This is a genomic window from Parasphingopyxis algicola (assembly GCF_013378075.1).
GTDB classification, from domain to species: domain Bacteria; phylum Pseudomonadota; class Alphaproteobacteria; order Sphingomonadales; family Sphingomonadaceae; genus Parasphingopyxis; species Parasphingopyxis algicola.
In genome coordinates this window covers 2,775,846-2,797,965 of the sequence record NZ_CP051131.1, presented here as the reverse complement: position 1 = coordinate 2,797,965, position 22,120 = coordinate 2,775,846, and the positions used below count along the sequence as shown (strand labels likewise).

Annotated in this window: 14 protein-coding genes and 1 tRNA gene; 4 read left to right on the top strand and 11 right to left on the bottom strand. The window is 64.4% G+C overall.

The annotated features are described in order from the left end of the window. Window positions 1–17 precede the first annotated feature (17 nt). Together HFP57_RS13915 and HFP57_RS13910 are read right to left on the bottom strand one after the other, a co-directional pair. A complete protein-coding gene (locus HFP57_RS13915) occupies window positions 18–194 on the bottom strand; it encodes a hypothetical protein (protein WP_176870348.1) in 177 nt (58 codons plus the stop codon). Further along, window positions 191–1,762 (bottom strand): efflux transporter outer membrane subunit, encoded by a 1,572-nt coding sequence (locus HFP57_RS13910; protein ID WP_176870347.1) that lies wholly within the window; start codon window positions 1,760–1,762, stop codon window positions 191–193. Before HFP57_RS13910 ends, HFP57_RS13915 begins: the two co-directional genes overlap by 4 nt. A 201-nt stretch (window positions 1,763–1,963) precedes the next feature. Here HFP57_RS13910 and HFP57_RS13905 point away from each other — a divergent pair, with 201 nt between their 5' ends. Continuing rightward, window positions 1,964–3,061, top strand: a complete 1,098-nt coding sequence (locus HFP57_RS13905) for an efflux RND transporter periplasmic adaptor subunit (RefSeq protein WP_246263679.1) — start codon at window positions 1,964–1,966, stop codon at window positions 3,059–3,061. Then, the gene (locus HFP57_RS13900) at window positions 3,061–5,520 is read left to right on the top strand and encodes an efflux RND transporter permease subunit (RefSeq protein ID WP_176870345.1); all 2,460 of its coding nucleotides are present in this window, start codon (window positions 3,061–3,063) and stop codon (window positions 5,518–5,520) included. Before HFP57_RS13905 ends, HFP57_RS13900 begins: the two co-directional genes overlap by 1 nt. A 106-nt stretch (window positions 5,521–5,626) precedes the next feature. On the opposite strand, the gene HFP57_RS13895 is transcribed toward HFP57_RS13900, so the two are convergent. From HFP57_RS13895 to HFP57_RS13880, 4 genes are all read right to left on the bottom strand, one after another. Beyond that, window positions 5,627–6,997 carry an alpha,alpha-trehalose-phosphate synthase (UDP-forming) gene (locus HFP57_RS13895; protein ID WP_176870344.1) on the bottom strand — a complete coding sequence of 457 codons (1,371 nt, stop codon included), beginning with the start codon at window positions 6,995–6,997 and terminating at the stop codon, window positions 5,627–5,629. Window position 6,998: 1 nt separating this feature from the next. After that, a complete protein-coding gene (locus HFP57_RS13890; protein WP_176870343.1) occupies window positions 6,999–8,792 on the bottom strand; it encodes a glycoside hydrolase family 15 protein in 1,794 nt (597 codons plus the stop codon). Then, window positions 8,789–9,544: a trehalose-phosphatase gene (gene otsB, locus HFP57_RS13885; protein WP_176870342.1), complete on the bottom strand. Its 756-nt coding sequence runs from the start codon at window positions 9,542–9,544 to the stop codon at window positions 8,789–8,791. The genes HFP57_RS13890 and otsB overlap by 4 nt, the downstream gene beginning before the upstream one ends. Before the next feature lie 353 nt (window positions 9,545–9,897). Beyond that, window positions 9,898–9,973 (bottom strand) — tRNA-Thr (locus HFP57_RS13880). Window positions 9,974–10,137: 164 nt separating this feature from the next. On the opposite strand from HFP57_RS13880, the gene HFP57_RS13875 reads away from it, so the two are divergent. Next, on the top strand, window positions 10,138–11,448 hold the full coding sequence (locus HFP57_RS13875; protein WP_176870341.1) for a PAS domain-containing protein: 1,311 nt from the start codon (window positions 10,138–10,140) through the stop codon (window positions 11,446–11,448). Between the two features lie 96 nt (window positions 11,449–11,544). Then, on the top strand, window positions 11,545–16,212 hold the full coding sequence (locus HFP57_RS13870; RefSeq protein ID WP_176870340.1) for an NAD-glutamate dehydrogenase: 4,668 nt from the start codon (window positions 11,545–11,547) through the stop codon (window positions 16,210–16,212). 4 nt (window positions 16,213–16,216) lie between these two features. Here the strand turns inward: HFP57_RS13870 and HFP57_RS13865 are convergent, their stop codons facing one another. From HFP57_RS13865 to HFP57_RS13845, 5 genes are all read right to left on the bottom strand, one after another. After that, the gene (locus HFP57_RS13865) at window positions 16,217–16,459 is read right to left on the bottom strand and encodes a ribbon-helix-helix domain-containing protein (RefSeq protein ID WP_246263171.1); all 243 of its coding nucleotides are present in this window, start codon (window positions 16,457–16,459) and stop codon (window positions 16,217–16,219) included. 29 nt (window positions 16,460–16,488) lie between these two features. After that, window positions 16,489–17,211 carry an acetoacetyl-CoA reductase gene (phbB, locus tag HFP57_RS13860; protein WP_176870339.1) on the bottom strand — a complete coding sequence of 241 codons (723 nt, stop codon included), beginning with the start codon at window positions 17,209–17,211 and terminating at the stop codon, window positions 16,489–16,491. Between the two features lie 78 nt (window positions 17,212–17,289). Continuing rightward, complete coding sequence (gene hemH / locus HFP57_RS13855) at window positions 17,290–18,294, bottom strand: ferrochelatase (protein WP_176870338.1); 1,005 nt, start codon at window positions 18,292–18,294, stop codon at window positions 17,290–17,292. Continuing rightward, on the bottom strand, window positions 18,291–20,534 hold the full coding sequence (locus HFP57_RS13850) for a xanthine dehydrogenase family protein molybdopterin-binding subunit (protein ID WP_176870337.1): 2,244 nt from the start codon (window positions 20,532–20,534) through the stop codon (window positions 18,291–18,293). Before HFP57_RS13850 ends, hemH begins: the two co-directional genes overlap by 4 nt. A gap of 75 nt (window positions 20,535–20,609) precedes the next feature. Next, complete coding sequence (locus HFP57_RS13845; RefSeq protein ID WP_246263170.1) at window positions 20,610–22,049, bottom strand: MFS transporter; 1,440 nt, start codon at window positions 22,047–22,049, stop codon at window positions 20,610–20,612. Window positions 22,050–22,120: the final 71 nt, after the last annotated feature.

The window sequence follows — 22,120 nt, the reverse complement described above, 5'->3', positions numbered from 1 at the left end:
TGGTGCTATCGGACAGGTCATTTTTCACGTTCGATTTCTTCGACCTTGTGCTCGAGCTCGGCGAGACGGACTTCCAATTCTGTTATCCCGCCGTCAGGGCTGTCGATCAGCGCTGCCATTACCTCCACCCGGCGAGCGATGGCGGCCAGGCGACCGTGGCCCGCGGACTTTTCGAGGCTGTTTTGGTCGGTCATCTCAGACTCCTCGGTGGACGGCCGGCGCGGAGCTGGCGCCATGTCGCTTCGAGATGGTCCCGGGCGGCGACTCCCGCCAACTCTTCGCGGGACAGGGGCCCCGTCGCGAGAGCGGCAAAGAGCGCGTTCGCGTCCTGAAGGCGCGTCGCGATCGACTGAACGTGATCGAGGCGCGCTTCCTGGTATCGGCGCTCGACGACGATGACGTCGGTGAAATCGATCAGCCCGGCGTCGAATTGCGCTTGGGCGAGCATGAAGCTGCGTCGCGCCGAGGCCATGGAAAGGGCCGTCGCGGTCAGGCCCAGCGCGTCCTGTTCGAGCGCGCCGATGCCGTCGGCCACCTGCTGAAGCGCATGGAGGATTGTTGCCTGATACCCCGCCAGTGCGGCCTGATAATCGGCGATGGCAGACCTGCGTTCGGCGCGCAGTTGGCCGCCTTGAAATATCGGGCCTGCCAGCGAAGCGGCGATCGTCCAAAGCGGATTGAAGCTGGCGGCGATGCCGGCCGCATCGATCCCACCGCCGCCGGCCGCGGCCGTAATCTCAAGGTCGGGATAGAGCCGGGCGTTGGCGACGCCGACCCGGGCCGATGCCGCGGCAAGCCGCGCCTCGGCGGCAAGAATATCGGGCCGATGCCGCGCCAGTTCGGCCGGAAGCAGAAGCTGCACTTCGGCTGGCATCGTCAGGTCGAGCAGCCCGGTTTCGATCGTCACCGCTTCGGCTGGCGCGCGACCGGCGAGCACCGTCAGACGGTTTTCCGCAAAACGCAATTGCCGGCGCAGACGCGGGATCGGCGCGCGGAGCGTAGCGATCTCGGCTTCAGCGTCCGACAACAGCGAGCCCGGCGCCAAACCGGTCCGGACTCTGGCCGCGATAAGGACGAGGCGGCGATCCTGGCTCGCGATCAACTCCTCCCTGACGGCGATGCTTTCCCGAAGCGCCGCGATTTCGATGAAGGTGGTCGCGATGGCGCGCGCGAGGTCGAGATGGGCGGCCTGCAGTTGATAGGCGGCGTCATTAAAATCGGCTTGCGCCGCGTCGACCGCGTCCCGCTCGGCACCAAACAGATCGAAATTGTATGAAAAGGATAGAGCCGCCGAGTAGCTGCTGAACTCGGCGCCATCGGCGCCGGCAGCGAGATTCGGTACATCTTGGCGCGCGCTCTCGACGCCGAAACCGAGGCTCGGAAGGCGCGCACCCTCCCGACCATCGAGACCCGCCCCCGCTCGCCGCAGGCGGGCCCGCGCTTCTTCCAAGCTCGGGTTACTGGCAAAGGCGGTCTCGACAATATGGTCGAGATCTTCGGCCTGAAACCAACGCCACCATCCCTTCTGCGGATTGTTGCGGACGGCGAAGCTTACAGCCCATTCGCCGGTCTCCGGGGCCGAAGTCTCGGCTTCCGCGACCTCCGGAGCAGGATGTGTCACGGCAAGTCTTTCGGGCCGGGCATAATCAATAGCAGGCGCGCAGGCGCCAAAAATCGCAGCCAGGGATGCCAGACAAATAGCCGATCGGCACCGGGAGGTCCGGTCCGCACGATTGTCTTTCCGGTCGTCGCGTTGATTCATGGCAGGTCCCGCATTCTCCGTCCTTGACGAGTCATTGATGTGTATATACACTTTATTGCATATCAAGTAAACACATTACACTTCAGCCGGTCGAAAGGCGCCGAAATGCAACTTGTGCAGGACATCCGCGAGAGGGCCTCAATTGTCTGGCAAAGCCGGCGGGTTGGCGACTTCCGACACGTCCGACGGCGTTCTTTATTGGTGATCGGTGCGGTCATCTTGGCGCTTGCGGCGGTCACCTATGTCGTCGGCTCCTTTTCCCGAACAGCGGCCGAAGTCGATAGCGCGACCAGCGTTGCGGTCGTTACCGTGCGCCAACAGCAAGGCTATGCCATTGGCGAAAATTACGTCGGGCGGGTCGAGGCCCGGCGCGAAAGCGAACTCGGGTTCGAACTGGGTGGCCGGATTGCGAACATCCTTGTCGATGACGGCGACGAGTTCCGTCGCGGTCAGCCGCTGGCTGCGCTCGATACGCAGCGACTGCGGGCCCGGCGCGCTGAACTCGTCGGGCGGCTTTCTCAGGCGCGCGCCGACCTCGCACTCGCATCGGCTACTGCCGATCGGACGCAACGGCTGTTCGATGCCGTGAGCGGCGCGGTGTCGCAGCAACAGCTGGACGAAGCGCGCTTCACGCGCGGCGCGCGCGCAGCATCGGTTCAGGCAATCGTCGCCCAGATCGGCGCCGTTGATGTCGATATCGCGAAATCGGTGATCCGTGCCCCCTTCGACGGCATCGTCGTGTTGCGGCATTCCGACGAAGGCGAGGTGGTTGCCACGGGCCCTGCGGTCCTCTCCGTCGTCGAACGCGAAGCGCCGCAAGCCCGTATTGGCGTCTCGGGTGCCGCATTGCAGCAATTGACGCCCGGTGAACTCTATTCTCTGTCTGTCGATGGACGGCGGTTCGAAGCGACGCTCGAGAGCCTCGCTCCGGCGCGCAGTGCGCGCACGCGGACGGTCGACGCGCTGTTCACGCTGCCGGCGGAGATCGGCGAAATCCGGTCGGGCGATCTCGCGACGCTAGCGCTTGAATCGGACGAAAGCGAAACCGGTTTCTGGCTTCCGCTCTCGGCACTTACCGAAAGCCGTCGCGGTCTTTGGGCGGCCTATGCCGCGGTTACGAATAACCAGGGGACCATGCGAGCGGTGCGCCGGGAGTTGGAGTTGCTCCATCAATCGGACGGGCGGGCGTTTGTGCGCGGTACCATCAGGGATGGAGATCGCATCGTCGTCGAGGGCGTCCACCGCTTGACCCCCAATGCCGAGATCATGATCGTCGGCCCCGACGCCGGAGACTCCTGATGGATCTCAAACCCACCGGAAGATCTCGCCCGCCGTTGTTTCTACGCAACGCGCATCTGCTCTACCTGACGATCACGATCATCCTGTTCGGCGGGCTTATCGCGTTCGGCCAAGTCCCGCGGATCGAGGATCCTCGCATCACGCAGCGCAATCCGATCGTTTTGACGGCTTTGCCCGGCGCGTCGGCCGAACGGGTTGAGGCGCTGATCACCGAGCATATCGAAGACCGGCTCCAGGAGATTCCCGAGATAGACGAGATCAACTCGACTTCCCGCGCCGGGCTGTCGGTCGTCAGTATCGAACTGATCGATGCGATCACGACAAGCAGCAACGAGGAGGTGTTTTCCGAAATTCGCGACCGTCTGGCCGATGCCGCAACGGAATTTCCGGCCAGCGCTTCGGATCCCGTCTTCGACGACAAGCGGGGGGCGGTCGCCTTTACCTATATCGCCGCATTCAGCTGGGAGTCGAACGCCGAAACGCAACTCGGCATATTGGCCCGATTGTCCGAAGACCTGGCCGACGGCCTGCGCAACATCGACGGCACCGAGATCGTGCGCATCTATGGCGCGCCGGACGAGGAAATCACGGTGACGCCGGATCCGTCGGCGCTAGCGCTGCACGGTCTCGACCCCCAATCGATCGCCACGGCCCTGGAACGTGCCGACAGCCGAAGCGCCGCCGGAACCTTGCGTGGTGAAACCGCCGATATCCCGTTCGAGGTGGAGGGTGAATTCGGGTCGCTCGGCCGGATCGGTTCGGTACCGCTCATCACCGACGAGAATGGCGAGGCCGTTCGCCTATCTGACATCGCCGATATCGCGCGCGCATGGCGCGAACCTCCACAGGAAATCGGATTGAGCGACGACCGGCGTACGATTTTCGTTGCGGCCCGGATAGACGATGGCGAGCGTGTCGACGTCTGGCGTGCCGAAGTACAGTCCCTGATGGATCGATATCGCGATGAACTCGGCCCGGGGATCATCCTGTCGGAGACATTCGACCAAAGCCACTATACGGTCGAACGGCTTGGCGATCTGGGCTTCAACCTGCTGCTCGGTGCGATCGTCGTCATGCTCGTCGTCCTTGCCGTCATGGGTTGGCGATCGGCGCTCATCGTGAGTTCGTCGCTGCCGCTGGTCGGCGCAACGGTATTGCTGCTGGTCATGATGATGGGCGGGGCGCTGCACCAGATGTCGATCTTCGGCATGATCATCGCGCTCGGGCTCCTGATCGACAACGCCATCGTCATCGTCGACGAGACCAACCAGAATCTCGGCAAGGGCATGGAGGCGGGCGAGGCCATGCAAGCCACGCTCGCGCATCTTGCCATACCGCTCTTCGCATCGACGCTGACGACGGTCATCGCTTTTGCGCCCATAGTGCTCCTCCCCGGAAATGCCGGCGATTTCGTCGGCTGGATCGGCATCAGCGTCATTCTGGCAATCGCCAGTTCCTATGTGCTGGCGATTACGGTCATCGCCGCCCTCGCGGCGCAGTTCGGCCGGCCGCCGGAAAACGGCGAACGCACCGATATGCTGCGCGATGGAGTACGTGGCGAGCAGATCGCGGCGACTTTCGGCGACTGGCTTCGGCGCGCCATCCGGACGCCGCGTATCGCCTTTGCGATCGCCTTCGCCGCACCGGTGCTCGGATTTCTCCTCACACCGACGCTCGGCAACCAGTTCTTCCCGCCGATCGACCGGGATATGTTCGAGGTACGGGTATGGATGCCGCAATCGACGTCCTTGTCGGCAACGCGCGAGACGGCGCGCCGTATAGAGGGCCATCTGCGCGAGGATCAGGCTGTCAGGGGTGTCGACTGGCTGGTCGGCGGCAGTTTTCCTTCGGTTTATTACAATCAGGTCATGGACCAGGACGCAGCATCGCATTTCGCGCATGCCATCGTATCGACTGCGGACTCGGGCGAAACGGCCAGGCTGGTGCCGCAGCTGGAACGCGATCTGGTCTATGCCTTTCCCGAAGCGCGGATCGTCGTGCGGAAATTCGGACAGGGACCGCCGGTCGATGCGGCGGTCCAGTTCGAGTTGATCGGTCCCTCGATCGCCGAACTGCAGCAGCTCGGAGAGGTCGTCCGGCTGGGCCTTACTTCCGATCCCGACGTGCTCGTGACCGAAGCGACGCTGGCACCGGGCGAGCCGAAATTATGGGTCGACGCCGATGAAGACGAAGCCAGTGCGCTGGGTTTGACGCTCGACGACGTGGCGCGGCAGATCCGCAATGGTCTCGACGGTGCCATGGGCGGATCGATCCTCGAAGAGATCGAAGAATTGCCCGTCCGGATCCGGTTCGAGGATGATTTCCGGGCCGACAGCGCCGCCATCGCCACACAGAATCTCATCACGCCTTCGGGGGATTTCGTGCCGCTCAGCAGCATCGGCGGGTTGCGTCTCGCGCCCGAGACTGCGGGTATCACACATGTCGACGGTCCGCATTGACAAACCGCAAACGTTTGCACGTCGTCCAGAATAGGGCCCTTCGCCGACAAAAGCTTGCAAAACGCGACCGCGTCCCTCCGATATCCGCAACGATCGAAACCGCAGATCACTCCTTCAGGGCGTTGATGAACCGGTCACGCCACCACACGACATCCTGCTGGCGAAGATTTTCCATCATGGTCCGCCAGCGGTCGACACGTTCGTCGAGCGGCATGTCCAGCGCTTCGCGGATTGTATGGGTCATGCTCTCGTGGCTGTAGGGATTGACACTCAAGGCCGCGTCGAGCTGGTCAGCCGCGCCGGCGAACTGGGAGAGCACCAGCACGCCCGGATTCTCGCCATTCTGGGCGGCGACATATTCCTTGGCGACAAGGTTCATGCCATCGCGCAGCGGCGTGACCAGCCCGACATCGGCGGCGCGATAGAAGCCGAACAGTTCGCGGCGCGGATAGCCCTGATTGACATAGCGGATCGGCACGAGGTCAACCTCCGAGCGCGCGCCGTTGATGCGTCCGGCCATGCTTTCGAGCTCGGCTCTGATTTCCTGGTAGGAGCCGACATCCTGGCGCGAAGGCGGCGCGACCTGGATGAAGAGCGTCTTTGCCGTCCGCTCGGGATGGAGATCGAAAAAGCGGCCGACGGCGTCGAACCGTTCGGGCAAGCCCTTCGAATAATCGAGGCGATCGACGCCGATAATGACCTTGCGTCCGCGGCTGCTCGAAAGGATACGCTCCTCCGCCACCCGCGCCTCTTCGGATCCCTCAAAGGCTGTGAACTCGGCAAAATCGACACCGATCGGGAAGGCGTCCGCGCGAATGCTGCGGCCTTCGAAGCGAATGGTGTTACCGTCCACCTCGACGCCGAGCTCCTTCTCGCAATAGTAGAGAAAACTGTCGAGCGACTGCACGGTTTGAAACCCGATGACATCATAGGACAGCATCGTGCGCACCAGCCGCGAATGGTAGGGCAGCGACACGAACAGGCTCGTCGGCGGCCAAGGAATGTGGAGGAAAAACCCGATGCGGTTCTTCGCGCCGAGCGATCGCAGGCGTTCGCCGAGCGGCATCAGATGATAATCATGGACCCAGATGAGGTCTTCCGGTTCGACGAGCGGAATCAGATTTTGTGCGAACCGTTCGTTGACGCGCTCATAGCCTTTGCCGAACTCGCGCTCGAACTCGGCAAGGTCGATGCGGAAATGAAAGAGCGGCCACAGCGTCCGATTGGCATAGCCGTTATAATATTCCTCGACATCCTGCGGCTCGAGATCGATCGTCGCCGTGGTGACGCCGTCATGGCGCTGGAAATCGATCTTGCCCTCGAACTCGTCCGTTTCCTCGCCCGACCAGCCGAACCAGATACCCCGGCTCTCGCGCAATGCCGCGAGCAGTGCGATGGCGAGCCCGCCCTGCGCGCCGCCCGCACTTTGCGCTTTCGGCACCGAAACGCGGTTCGAAACGACGACCAGCCGGCTCATGTCATCTCATCTGACTCCAGGGCACCGACAACAAGCCGGCGCAGTTGATTATTCCAACCAGCGAATAAGTCTGCGGAAAGTTTCCCCAGAGTTCGCCGGTCTCGAAATCCATGTCTTCCGAAAGCAGCCCCGATTCAGTCCGCCGCGTGAGCATCTGTTCGAACAGGGTCCGCGCTTCCTCCTTCCGGCCCACGAGGAAAAGCGCTTCGATGAGCCAGAAGGTGCAGATGTTGAACGCCGTCTCGGGCAGACCGTAATCGTCCTCGCTGTCATAGCGCAGCATATGTTCGCCGCGCCGCAATCGTTCTTCGATCGCCTCGAAAGTCGAAATGAAGCGCGGGTCGTCGGCGGAAAGGAAGCGCATGTCGATAAGCTGCAACAGGCTGGCATCGACATCGTCGCGGCCGAAACTGGCGCCGAACCGGCCGGCTTCTTCGTGCCAGGCCTCGGCCTCGATGGTCTCGCGAATCCGGACGGCGCGTTGCGACCAGAATTGGGCGCGGTCCTCGAGCCCGAGCACATTTGCCGCCATGGCGAGGCGATCGCAGGCCGCCCAGCTCATCACCGCACTGTAGGTGTGGACCGCCGACCGGGTCCGAAACTCCCACAGCCCTGCATCGGGCTTGTCATGCGTCTTCCAAGCCAGCTCTCCGACCGCTTCCAGACGCTCGAAATCGGCCTTTTCGGACATACGGAGGAGGCGCTGGTCGCAAAAGGACTGGATGGTCGGCAGGATGATCTGACCGTAGACGTCATGCTGGGTCTGCAGCGCGGCCGCATTGCCGATGCGGACCGGGCCCATGCCGCGATATCCGGGCAATTTTTCGGCCTCGGCCTCTGGCAGTTCCGATTCGCCCGATACGGCAAAAAGCGGCTGGATCGCGCCCTCCTTCATCTCGTCGACAATGTTGCGAAGATAGCCGAGATATTTTTCGAGCACGTCGAGCGCGCCCAGCCGGTTGAGCGCCTGGACCGTATAATAGGCGTCGCGGATCCAGCAATAGCGATAGTCCCAGTTGCGCTCGCTATGCGGCGCTTCGGGGATCGAGGTCGTAAGGGCGGCGACGATGGCGCCGGTTTCCTCATGCTGGCAGAGCTTTAAAGTGATGGCAGCGCGGATCACGGCCTCCTGCCACTCGAACGGTATCGCCAGACTGCGTGCCCAGTACCGCCAATAGTCGACGGTGAGGTCGAACATTCGGGACACTTCGCGCCCGATATTGCCGACAAAGGGCTCGTCGGGACCGAGAAAGAAATGGTGGGGGCGCTCGATCCGGAAGGCGCGCTCCTCGAGGATATGGCCGACCGGCGCGTCGGTGCTCAGCCGCAGCGTGTGCGCATCGCACAGATAGCGGGCATGGTTGGTGCCATTGGTGCGGGCGACATCGGGATCACCCCAGTTCTTGGCCGGCGCCAGACGCATGCGCAGCCGCGGCGAACCGGCAAGCGGCCTGATGATCCGGCCATAGGCAACCGGCCGATACATTCGCCCCGATCGTTCGAAGCGCGGGCAGAAACTCAGCATTTCGACCGATCCCCCCTGGGCGTCGGTCAGAACGGTCGAGAGCACCGGCGTATTGCGCAGATAGCGCGAACGGGCGTCGACCTGGTCGACGAGTTCGGCCGACCAGATACCACGGCGTAGGGCGCCGTCCCCGGCGGTGTCGAGCAGCGCGCAGAATGCCGGATCGCCGTCAACGCGCGGCACACAGCCCCATACGATCGAGCCCGCCACGTCGAGCAACGCGCTGACCTGACAGTTGCCGATCGGCCAAAGCTGGAGGTCGGTCTTCACCGCGGAGCCTCGACGATGGCCTTGATGAGGGCATGGACGGCCCGTGGCCCGTCAAGCCGATGCTGGGCGCTCCCACTCTCGCGATCGCCGACAATGACGGCCATGCCGCCCAATTCCCTCGCCGCCCGGAAACCGTCCTCGTCGGTCACGTCGTCGCCGATATAGAGCGGCATGGAATTCGCGAACACGTCGTCCTGCATGATCGCCTTGACCGCCATTCCCTTGTCATAGCCGGGTGGAACCAGTTCGACGACCATCTTGCCCTTTTTTACCGAAAGGCCATGGCGCGCCGCCAGCTCGCCGCCAAACTTGGCGGCCGCATCGGCGAGTTCGGGCGCCCGCCGGAAATGCAGCGCCGCCCCGAAGCGTTTCCGCTCGACTTCGAGGCCGGGCGTCGCCGCCTGGTAGCGCTTCAGCTCGGCGAGCATGGCGGCAAGATCGCCATCCTCGGTCGCGAGCCGCTCCTCGCGTCCGACCATACGTTGCTCCAACCCATGCGATCCGCACAGGGAGAGGTTCGTGACGTCGAGATGGCGGCCAAGATCCGCCAGCGTACGGCCGCTGATCAGCACCTGCCGCCCGCCCAGGCGCTGCGAACAGCTCTCGAGCAGTTCGGGAAGCCCTTCGGGTACCTCGATGGCGTCGGGATGGTCCGCCAGCGGCACGAGCGTGCCATCAAAATCGAGAAACAGACTCAGGGAATCAATTGGCGCTGGCAGTAGCGAAAGCTGCGCGGGGAGTTTCATCGCCATGAGGATGGAGCATGTTCTCCGCTTCAGCAACCCGCGCGTGGATAGCCTTAAGGTCGGTCGGCTGACCTCACGGGCCAGCGGCTGCTTCGTGCTGCGGCGCTCCCCATAAACTGGGCGGAGCAGCGCCAGTTTCGCCGGTTCGCGCAGACTTCTGACACAATCTGCATCTGCAACTGGTGGCACGCTTCTAGGGGGTGTGAGAGACGAGCTGTAATTTGGCCCGATGCGCGGTGCCAGAATGGCCTCTGCGGGAGGGCAGACAGCAGAAGATCGAGCTAAGTGACAGAATTTACGTCGAAAAAATCTCGGTGCATTGGCAGATCTTGGTGCCACGGCCATTGCAAAGGAATAGGTGGTGCCGCTTGCGTGACTCGAACACGCGACCTCCGCATTACGAATGCGATGCTCTACCAGCTGAGCTAAAGCGGCACTGTCCCTCGACGGGCGGTGGCCCTTACCAAGAGCGGCACCGCGAAACAAGCCGGATATTTGCGGCACGCCCGCATCGCCGCCCGCGCGGCACGGTTTACCGTTCGTCAACCATCACGGTGCATAAGGCTTGCGTAAACCATTCGCGCGAGGGCACACACGCCATGGATAATCCCCAGCCTTTCGACACCGAGCAGAGCGGTGTTTCCGATGTGGAAGGCGATGCCACGATCGATGCGCCGCCCGAAATCGGTACCGATGAGCGGAGGATGCATGTCCGCGCCTATAATCACTGGGCCTCCTTGCTGCACGACCGCGCCTATCCGTCGATCGAGGATCTCGACCCGGCCAGCATCGGCGATTTCGGCCCCAACAGCGTGCTTCTCGACTTTACCGGCGGGGTCAGCGATCCGTCGATCGCCTGGCTTGGCGGCGCGCTGCGGGCCGAGTGCAACATCGAAGACGGAATCGAGAGCATCGCCGATGTCCCGCCCCGCTCGCTGCTCTCCCGCCTGACCGACCATTATATGCAGATCATCGCCAACCAGGCTCCGGTCGGGTTCGAGGCGGAGTTCGAAAACCACCGCGACGTCAACACGCTGTATCGCGGCATCCTCATGCCCTTCTCGTCCGACGACGATACGATCGACTTCATCTATGGCGTCATCAACTGGAAGGAAATCGCCAGCGCCGACGTGCAGGCCGATCTCGAGCAGGCGGTCGACCAGTCGCTCGCGACCAATCTGCCGGTAATGGACGAAAGCGCCGCTGTCTGGGCCGACGGACCGAGCACCGGCTTCGCGGGCGACCCGGATGTCGATAACATGCCGGCGCTTGACGAAGGCGGCTTCGCGGCTTCCGACGACCGCGTCGCCGAACCGGAAAGCGTGGCCGACCATCTCCTCGTCGCCCGCCAAAGCGCCGAACAGGCCAAGTCCGCTGACCAGCGCAGCCGCGCCGCGCTCTATGAAGCGCTGGGCCGCGCCTACGACTTCGCGCTCAGCGCCGAAGCCGAACCGGGCGATTATCAGGAAATCCTCGAAGATGCCGGGATCACTGGCCAGGATCGCGCACCGATGACGCCGGTCGTGAAGCTCGTTTTCGGCGTCGATTACGACAAGACGCGGCTAACCGAATACGCCGCAGCACTCTCCCATGCGAAGCGCGAACATATCGCCGCCGGCACCTTCGCCGATTATCTGAAGGCGCAGAAAGGCGGCCTCAAGGCCGTTGTCGCGGCCGAGCGCGCCGCGCGGCGCCCCGCCACCAGACCCGACCGGCTCGAAGCGGCGCGTGAAGAACTGCGCGATGCGCCGGCTCAGGCCTATGTCGAGCTGGACTCCGATGCCGATACTGGCGAGGAATTCGCGCTGCTCATGGCCCGCCGCCTGCCCGATGGCCGCCTCGCCGTGATCGGCGCAGTGCCGCACGACAAAGCGCTGACCGAACGCGCGATCCGCAAGACCGCAGGCTAGGGCGCAAGCGGACGCGCACGGCCGCCGGGCGCCCCCGGAAACAGCTGTTTACACAAGGGTTGAGTAGCCCCCATTTGGAGCGCATAGCTGCGCGCCATGAATCAGGTTCCGCACAACTCGCAAAGCGAGCAAACCGAAGCCCATATCGCAGCCATTGCCGACGCCCTCGTCCATGGCGCGCTGCCCGGGGAAACCGACAATTTCAGCGATGCCGAAGCTCTTGAAGCCGCACGTTTCGTCGCCGCCGCCGCGGCGGAACGCCTGCCGGGAATGGCCGAGGTCCGGCTGGAATCGATCACCGACGACAAGGGACGCCGTTTCATGCGCATGGCGATCGTCAACGACGACATGCCCTTCATCGTGGACTCGATTACAGGCGCCGTCGGCGCCCACGGACTGACGGTCCTGCGGCTGCTCCACCCGATCGTTTCGGTGGCGCGCGACGAACACCACCATATCGTCAAGCTGGGCGCCGAAGGCGATACGGCGAACCGCGAGTCCTTCGTCTATCTCGAAATCGACCGGGCCGATGCCCGCACCCGTCTCGAGCTGCTCGGCGACGTCCATCAGGTCTTGCTCGACGTTCGCGCCGCCGTGCGGGACTGGCCGGCGCTGCAGGAGCGTATGCGGACCGATGCCGAGAAGATTGCCGACAGGGAAGGCAAGGCTCTGCTCGAATGGTTCGTCGACCATCATTTCACCCAGGTCGGGCATTATGTCGAAGACCGGCAGGGCAATCGCGAAACCGGACTCGGCATCTTCCGCGCGCCCGGCCCCTCCTGCTGGAACCAGCGCACGCGCGAGGCAGCATTCAGCTATTTCGAGAATGGCGGCTCCGCCCCGCTGCTGTCCAAGGCCGACCGGATCGCGACCGTCCACCGGCGGGTGCCACTCGACCTGGCGATCGTGCCGATCCGCGAGAATGGCGAGCTGGCCCGCCTGTCGGTCCATGCGGGCTTGTGGACCAGCGTCGCGCTCAACGCGCCGGCCGACGAGGTCCCCGTCTTGCGCGGCCGGCTCGAAGCGCTGGAGAAGGATCTGGGATTCGATCCCAACAGCCACGCGGGCAAGGCGCTCGAACATGCCCTGTCGCGCCTGCCCCACGACATATTGATCGCCTTCGACGGGGAGTCGATGAAGCAGGCGGCGCTGACCGCGATGTCGCTCGCCGACCGGCCGCGCCCGAAGCTGCTGCTGATCAAGGGGCCGATGCAGCGGCACCTCTTCGCCTTTGTCTGGATGCCGCGCGACGAGATGTCGACCACGCGGCGCACGACGATCGGCGCCCGGCTCGAGGAAGCGACGGGTTCGATGATATCGAGCTGGTCGATCGAACTGGGCGACGGCGATCTCGCCTTTATCCGCTACACGCTCGATATTGGAGAGAACGCCGAGGATCCTGACGCCGAGGCGCTCGATGCGGAGATCGAGCAGATGGTCCGCGGCTGGTCGCCGGCCGTCGAGGCCGAGCTTGGCGAGCGCTTACCCTCGGCCCGTGCGGCGAGGTTGACGCTGACCTACGCCAATGCCTTTCCAAACGGATATCGCAGCGAATATGGCGCCGAGGAAGCCGCCAAGGACATCCTGCGCCTGCGCGGCCTGACCGAGTATCAGCGCGGCGTCCGGCTTTATCGGCTCGAGGGCGATACCGGATCGCAGCTGCGCCTCAAACTCTATCGCCTCGGCGCGTCGATACCGCTGTCGGACACGGTGCCGGTGCTGGAGAATTTCGGGTTCCGCGTGCTCGAGGAAATCCCGACCCCGCTCGACGGCGGACGGCTCGGCTACATCCATGATTTCCTGCTGGAGATCGACGACGTGCCCGACCTGGACGGTCTTATCGAACGCGCCGGGATCAAGGAAGGCGCGCTGTCGGCCGTGCTCGAGGGTCGGGCCGAAAATGACGAGTTCAACCAGCTGATCGTTTCGGTCGGCCTCAATCCGCGCGATGTGACGCTGTTGCGCGCCTGGTTCCGCTATCTGCGCCAGACGGGTTTGAGCTATGGCCTCGCCACGGTCGTCGAAACGCTGCGCGACGAACCCGATATCACGCGCGCGATCGTCGAGCTGTTCGATACGCTGCACAACCCGGATTTCGAGGGTGATCGGGACAGCGAGGTTCACGCGATCAACAGTCGGACCGACGGCGCGCTCACCAAGGTGGCGGCGATCGACGACGACACGATCCTACGCGCGATCCGCGCGGTCGTAAATGCGTGCCTGCGGACCAACGCCTTTTCGCCGGCCGCCAACGAAGCGCTGGCGTTCAAGCTCGACAGTTCGGCCATTCCGGGCCTTCCCGCGCCCGTGCCGTGGCGCGAGATCTGGGTGTACAGCCCGCGCGTCGAAGGCATTCACCTGCGCGGCGGCCCGATCGCCCGCGGCGGCCTGCGCTGGTCCGACCGGCGCGACGATTTCCGGACCGAGATTCTCGGCCTGATGAAGGCGCAGCTCGTCAAGAATGCCGTGATCGTCCCGACCGGAGCAAAGGGCGGCTTTTTCCCCAAGGCGCTGCCCAACCCCGCCGAGGATCGCGACGCCTGGATTGCGGAAGGCACCGAAAGCTACCGCATCTTTATCCGGACCCTGCTGTCGGTGACCGACAATCTCGTCGAAAACGACGTCGTCCATCCCGACCGCGTCGTGATCCGCGATGGCGAGGACCCCTATTTCGTCGTCGCTGCGGACAAGGGCACGGCGAGCTTCTCCGACGTCGCCAACGCGATCGCTCTGGAGCGCAAATTCTGGCTCGGCGACGCGTTCGCGAGCGGCGGCGGCCACGGCTACGACCACAAGGCGATGGGCATCACCGCCAAGGGCGCCTGGATCTCGGTTCAGCGCCATTTCCTCGAGATGGGGATCGACGTGCAGACCGATCCGATCCGGGTCGGCGGGTGCGGCGACATGTCCGGCGACGTGTTCGGCAACGGCATGCTGCTCTCCAAAGCGATCAAGCTCGTCGCGGCGTTCGACCACCGGCATATTTTCCTCGATCCCGATCCCGATCCCGCAGCGAGCTGGGATGAGCGCAACCGGCTGTTCGAGCTCCCGCGCTCGAGCTGGGAGGATTATGACGAAAAGCTGATTTCCAAGGGCGGTGGCGTCTTTTCGCGCAGCCAGAAGGAGATCCCGTTGTCGCCCGAGGTACGGGAAATGCTCGGCGTGTCCGAAGAGGTGATGCGGCCGTCGCAGATCATTTCGGCGATCCTCAAGGCCGAGATCGACCTGATCTGGTTCGGTGGTATCGGTACCTATATCAAGGCGTCGAGCGAAGCGCATATCGAGGTCGGCGACCCGGCGAACGACAAGTTGCGCGTGAACGGCAAGAATGTCCGCGCCAAGGCGGTCGGCGAGGGCGCCAATCTCGGGCTCACCCAGGCGGGCCGGATCGAGTTCGCCATGCATGGCGGACGTATCAACACCGATTTCATCGACAACAGCGCGGGCGTCGATTGTTCGGACAATGAGGTCAATATCAAGATCCCGCTCAACCGCGAAATGGCGGAAGGCCGGCTGGAATTCGACGACCGCAACGCGCTGCTCGTTTCGATGACCGACGAGGTCGCCGACCTGGTCCTCGAAGACAACAGGCTGCAGACGCTCGCATTGTCGCTCGCCGAACATGACGGGCATGACGCGCTGCCGAGTCAGGTACGCGTGATCGAGATCCTCGAAAGCAACGGCCGGATCGACCGCGAGGTCGAAGGACTGGCGAACAATGAAGAATTGCTACGGCGCGGCCAGGAAAATCGCGGCCTGACCCGCCCCGAACTCTCCGTGCTCCTCGCGCACAGCAAACTGAACCTGCAGGACGCCGTCGAAGCGACCGACCTGCCCGAGGATCCGACGCTCGAACCGCTGCTCCACCACGCCTTTCCGACCGCGATGCGCGAACGATTCCCCGGCGCGATCGCAAACCATCGGCTGAAACGCCAGATCGTCGCGACGAAGATCGCCAATCGGGTGATCAATCGCATCGGGATTATCGCGCCGTTCGAGCTCGCGGTGGAGGAGGGCGTCGGCCTCGCCCAGGTCGCCATCGCCTATTTCGCGGCCGACACGCTGTTCGATCTCGAAACGCTCTGGGAAGCGATCGAAACGGCCGAGATCAGCGAGGCGGACCGGTTCCGGCTGTTCGATAGCGCGCGGATGAGCCTGCGGCTCCACCTCTCGGACATCATCCGCAACAGCGACCCGACGACGATGCCGAACGCGATCGCCGAACTGCTCGCGCCCGGCATCGAGCGTCTCGACGCCGCCGCCGACGACCTTCTCAAGGAAGAGGCGCGGCACCAGTCCGACGCGATGCGCGAACGCCTCGGCGATATCGACGTCGACCCCGCGCTCGTCGCCCGGATCGTGCGCCTCTACGAACTGGACGGTGCGGTCGGCACGTCTGCGCTCGCCGCCAGGCTCGGCGTCAATGAGCTCGAAGTAACCCGGGCCTATACCCGGCTCGGCGAAGCACTGGGACTGGACTGGGCCAAGGCGGCGGCCTTGCGGTTCGGCACGAGCGACCCGTGGGAACGGCTGCTCGCCGCGGGGCTGAGCCGCGACTTCGAACAGCTGCGGCTCGATTTCCTGGCGCGCAACCGGAGCGGCGACCCGGTCTCCGATGTCGAGAGCTGGCTCACCAGCCAGCGCCCCCGCGTTCGGCAGTTCAGCGAATTGATCGGCCGGGCGCGGACGGCGCCGACCCCGAGCGCAGCAATGCTCGCCCAGATCGGTGCGCAGGCCCGGATCCTGCTCGGTCGGGAAGGTTAAGGCGTCAGCCGCTTTCGCCATGCGCCCGGGCGAATAACCAGCTTCGGATCGCGCTGGCGAGATTGGGCGGATCGTCCGCTTCCAGGCGGTCGGCATCGATCCGCGCGACCAGCGCGTTGAGCGGGAGCGCCGACTGCTCCGCCGCCTGATCGAGCGCCTGCCAGAACAGCGGTTCGAGCGTGATCGACGTCTGGTGCCCGGCGATCGTGATGCTGCGCTTGACCGGCGGCCGATAGAGGTCGTCCACGCCGCCCCCCAAACCGTTCCGTCGTCCCGTCAATACATGTGCTGGCCGCCATTGATCGACATCGTCGATCCGGTGACGAAGCCTGCATTTTCCGAGCAGAGGAATGCGACACCGCGCGCGATCTCCTGCGCCTGGCCGAGGCGGCCGACCGGAATCTTGGCGACAATCTTCTCGAGCACCGGCTCGGGTACGGCGGCGACCATGTCGGTATCGATATAGCCCGGCGCGAGTGCGTTGACGGTCACCCCGGCCTTGGCGCCTTCCTGCGCCAGCGCCTTGGTGAAGCCATGGATGCCGGACTTGGCGGCTGCATAATTGACCTGTCCGTACTGGCCGCCCTGCCCGTTGATCGATCCGATATTGACGATCCGCCCCCAGCCGCGTTCGCGCATGCCCGGAAAACAGGCCTTGGCCATGTTGAAGCAGCCGCCGAGATTGACGCGCATCACCTCGTTCCAGTCGTCGAAGCTCATTTTTGCGAGCGTCCCGTCGCGCGTGATACCGGCATTGTTGACGAGCACGTCGACAGGACCCACTTCCTCGACCACTTTCGCGCAACCCTCCTGACAGGCCTCGAAATCGCCGACATCCCATTTGCGGGCCGCGATCCCCGTTCGGTCTGTGAACGCCTTCGCCTTTTCGTCATTGCCGCCATAATTGGCGACGACGGTCATTCCCCGGTCCTTCAGGGCGATACTGATCGCCTCGCCGATTCCCCGCGTTCCGCCGGTCACAATCGCAACTCGCTCCATGGCACCATCTCTCCAGTTCTTGTGTTTGCGTTGTGTCTAGGTACGCGCCGATGGGCGCGCAAGTTCCGCGAACGGAAATCAGCCGATCCAGCCCGATAGCTCGCGCCGCACGATCGTTTCGAGCATCGCCATGCCCTCGTCGCTCGCATTCAGGCAGGGAATATAGGCGAAATCGGTGCCGCCGGCCTCGGTGAACTGGTCGCGTCCTTCCATCGCCAGTTCCTCGAGCGTTTCGAGGCAATCGACCGAGAAGCCCGGCGCGAAGATCGCAACCTTCCGGATGTCCTTGGCCGGCAATGCCTCGAGCAAGTCGGCTGTCGCCGGCTCGAGCCATTTGGCGTTTCCGAACCGCGACTGGAACGACGTAAACAGCGGGCGGTTCAACTTCTCGCTCAGGAGACGGGAGGTCTTCTGGCACTGGCAATGATAGGGATCGCCCAGTTCCAGAGTCCGTCGCGGCATGCCGTGGAAGCTGGCGATCAATGCTTCGGGCTCGAAATCGAGCCCAGCGAGCCCGTTGCGAATGGAGGCTGCCAGTGCGTCGATATAGGCGGAATCGTCATGATAGGGCGGCAAGGTCCGGAGCGTCGGCTGCCAGCGCATATCGGCGATTTCGGAGCCCGCCTCGTCGACCGCCGTGGCGGTCGTCGCACCGCAATATTGCGGATAGAGCGGCGCGAACAATATCCGCTCGCAACCCAGCGCCTTCATCTCTTCGAGCCGGAAACCGATGCCCGGCCGGCCATAGCGCATCGCATGGCTGACATGCACTGCATCGCCGAACCGCTGCTGCAAACCGGCAACCTGGCGCTTCGTGTACACGGCGAGCGGCGAGCCCTCCTCCATCCAGACCTTGGCATAGGCGGCCGCCGATCGGCGCGGCCGGGTGCTGAGCACGAGGCCATACAATATCGGCTTCCAGATGATGTCCGGAATCTCGATGACCCGCTTGTCGGACAGAAACTCGGCCAGGTAACGCCGCACGGCGGGCACCGTGGGTTCGTCGGGCGTGCCGAGATTGACCAGCAGAACACCGATTTTGGGCGCAGGCGTATCCGGATGAAAATCGGGTTTTTCGGTCATGCAACTCCGCCTACGACAAACGGAATAGAGCGGAGGCGCTGGCCTGTCGCGGCAAAAATCGCATTGCCGATCGCCGGAGCGACCGGCGGCACGGCGATCTCGCCGACCCCGCCGGGTTCCTCGCTGCTCTCTATGAGGTCGATCTCGATCACGGGAGTATCGGCAAGGATCGGTAGGCCGAGTTCATGGAAATTGGTGGCCGTCGGTTCGTCGTCGGCATAGCCGATCGCCCGGCCCAAGGCCTGCGACATGCCGAACACGATACCGCCCTCGATCTGCTGGCGGACGATCTCGGGGTTGATGATGCGGCCGCAATCGACGGCCGCGGCGATCCGGTCGATCACCGGCCGCTGATCGTCGCCGATATGGAGGCGGAGGACCAGCGCGACATGGCTGCCGAAACAGCTGTGCGCGGCGAGCCCCATGCCGCCGCCCTGCTCGCCGCCATCCCAGCCGCCGAGCGTCGCCGCCGTCGTCAGGCAGCGGGCGAGCCTGGGCTCCCGCCCCAGCATCGCGATGCGGAAGGAAAGCGGCTCGACACCCGCCGCTGCGGCGAGTTCGTCGACGAAGCATTCGGTGAAAAAGGCCGTGTAGCTATGGCCGACCGAGCGCCAGATACCAGTTTCGACGCCGATATCGGCAGGCATGTGCTCGACGGCGAGATTAGGGATCGCATAGGCCGGCCGCGCGCCCTCGACGGCGCCGGGGTCAGGATCGTCGACATCGCCGAAAAAGATGCTCGGCATGATCCGCTGGAACAGCTGATTGTTGGTCGAGGGCACGGCGATCCGGCTGTGCCAGGCGGCGATCGTGCCGTCCGGCGCAAGCTTGCCGGTCAGGCGGCCGCGCGCCGCGGGCCGATAATAGTCGCTGCGCGTTTCCTCTTCACGCGACCAAGTAAGCTGGACCGGGCGGTTCATCCGGCGTGCGATAATCGCGACCTGCACGGCGGCGTCATGCTCGATCTTCCGGCCGAACGCGCCACCCAAAAGCATCGGGTAGATCGTCACCTGGCTTTCCGAATAGCCGATAGCGTCGGCCACGGCGGCGCGCATCAGGCCCGGGGCCTGGGTCGGTGCCCAGATTTCGAGCCGGTCGCCCCGGGTCCGCGCGGTTGCGGTCAGCGGTTCGATCGCGGCATGCGGGGCGAGACCCACATCATAGGTCGCGCGATGCGCCCCGGATGCGCCGAAGGCGGCGTCGAGATCGCCCTCATAGACGAACCGGCGCCCACCATCGCCATCCAGCGCGTCCTGCAAGGCTTGGCTGATACTGGCATCGTCGACGACGGTTTCGGCCTCGCTCTCCCATTCGGGGGCCAGCGCTTCAACGCCGCGATTGGCGGCCCACCAGTTGGTCGCGACACAGGCGGCGAAGCGGGGATTTTCGAAGATTGCCGTCACCCCGAACACATTGTTCGCCGCGTCGCGGTTGACACCGGCCAGCCGGTGCCGGCCCGAGGGCGCCTGGCGCGCCGCGGCAAAGACCATCTCGGGCAGCCGCACATCGCCGGCATAGCGCGCCGAACCGTCCACCTTGGAGGGCAGGTCGATCCGCGGCATGGACTGGCCGGTAATCGGCCGCCCGGCGGGATTGCGCAATGTCAGCGTATCGGGCGGCGCATAGTCCGCAGCCGCGGCCGCCAGCTCGCCGAAGCGCAGGCGGCGCTCGCCCAGCACGACGAAACCGTGGGCCGTATCGCAGGCCTGCCAATCGGCATCCCAGCGCGCCGCCGCCGCCTTGCAGAGCACCGCGCGCGCCGCGGCGCCCGCCCCGCGAAACCGGTCCTCGAAACCGCGGATCGAGGTCGATCCGCCAGTGATCATCAGCGCGTTGCGCACCGCATATTCGCGCGTCGCCCAACGGCCTATCGACCCGAGAAAGGACGGCATCGCGCCGTCGGATTCGCCCGCCACGAGGAAGTCATTGGCGTAGAGCGGATTGATCGGCGCGGTCTCCACCCCGATTGTCCGCCAGTCGGCGCCCAGCTCGTCGGCCAGCGCCTGCGGCAACGCCGTCCAGACGCCCTGTCCCATCTCGGCCTGCGGCACGATGACGCTGACATGCCCATCCTCGCCGATCTTCAGGAAGGCGTTGAAGACCGTCTCGCCCTCGCCGGCGACGAGATTGTGGACATAATGTCGCGGCCAGACGCCCCAGGCGACAACCAGTCCCGCGCCGATTCCCCCGCCGATCAGGACGCGGCGGCGGGTAATACCGAGGCGGGACGCTTTTGACATGGCTGGCTCTGTAATATGTGGCGAGGGATGACGCTAGACGCCCCCGGGGACAGGCGGTGATGACGGACGCTGCGGCTATCGGCTCCCGCTTTCCTCGACCTTCACGAAGCCGAGAACGACGAGGCCGATCGCAAACAGGATGGCGATCGAGGCCATGCCGATCCGCTGGCTGTTGAACGCGGTCGTGAAGACCTGGACGAGCAGCGGGCCGAGCCAGACGGTGACCGTGCCGGCGATCGCGTAGAGACCGAAAAACTCGCCGCTGCGCCCCGGCGGCGCAAGCGTGACGAGCATGGTACGGCTCGAGGAAATACTGGCGGTCGCCGTGATCGCCAATACCGCCGCCAGACCGAGATAGACGAGATCGGACAAGTCCTGGAATATCAGGCCTTCCCAGACCCGGACATTGTCGATCAGGCCGTAGAACAGCGTTTCGTTGGTAATCGAGAGCTGCAGCGCGAGAACCGCCACCATGCCGAGAATTTCGAGGATCAGTGCCATCTTCACGCCGACCCGGCGATCGAGCCAGCCGCCGATGATCCCGCCCAGGAACGCCCAGGCCGAGGCGTAGATCGCATAGGCCGTCATTTCGAGGAAACCCCAGCCGAGGAACAGCGAGACGTAAACCGCACCGAGCGCGAGCAGCGCCGCCATCGCATCGGCATAGAGCATCCGCGCGATCAGGAATTTGAACAGCTCGGCATAGCGGGTCGCCTCGCGCACCGTCCGGATCACGATCTTCGCGCCGTCGACCGTCGCCATCGTCCAGCTCGCACCCTTCACGCCCGGGTCCTTGGCGAACAGGAAGAAATGGATCGAGAACAGGGCCAGCCAGACCGCGCAAATCGGCCCGGCGAGACGCATATGCTCGTAGCGCGCCAGATCCACGCCGAGCTGGGGTTCGGAAAACGGCCAGCCGATGGCACCCGGCAAGGCGAACAGGCCGACCAGCGCAATCAACATGAACGTCGCGGCGAGATTGCCGAGACCGAGGCCCAGCCCGCTGATCATCGACAGGGATTCGGGCCGGCCGGCCGCCGTCAGCATCGAGTTATGTGTCACTTCCGAATAGGTATAGGAGACATAGGCGATGACGAGGATGATCATCACCATGCCGGTCGGGAGCCCCTCCTCCCCCGGAACGGCGTACCAGAGCATCCACGACATGACCGCGATCGTGCCGAGCATCACGGCGAGAATAGGTTTGCGCCGGCCGCCGCGATCGAGCGCCGCGCCCAGAAACGGGGCCGTCAGCGCGGCGACGAGCCCCGCCCATTTGGTGACCGAAGCGATGGCCGCCTGGCCCAGCGCATTGGCCGTCTGGCGCGCGGTTTCCGCGTCCATTCCGGCCAGCTCGCCGCTCGCCAATATATCCGCACCGACGATATCGCGCGCGAAATAGGGTGCGAAGATGTAGATGACGATCAGGATGTAATAGGGATTGCGCGCCCATTCGAAGACCGCCCAAGCGAAACCGGGCCTGTCCAATGCGCCGCCGACCCCGAGGCCGGGCACGGGCTCGATCGCTCCGGCGGATTGGGCGTCGGACGCGATATCAGCGGCTTTCGACCGGTTTTCCCCGCATC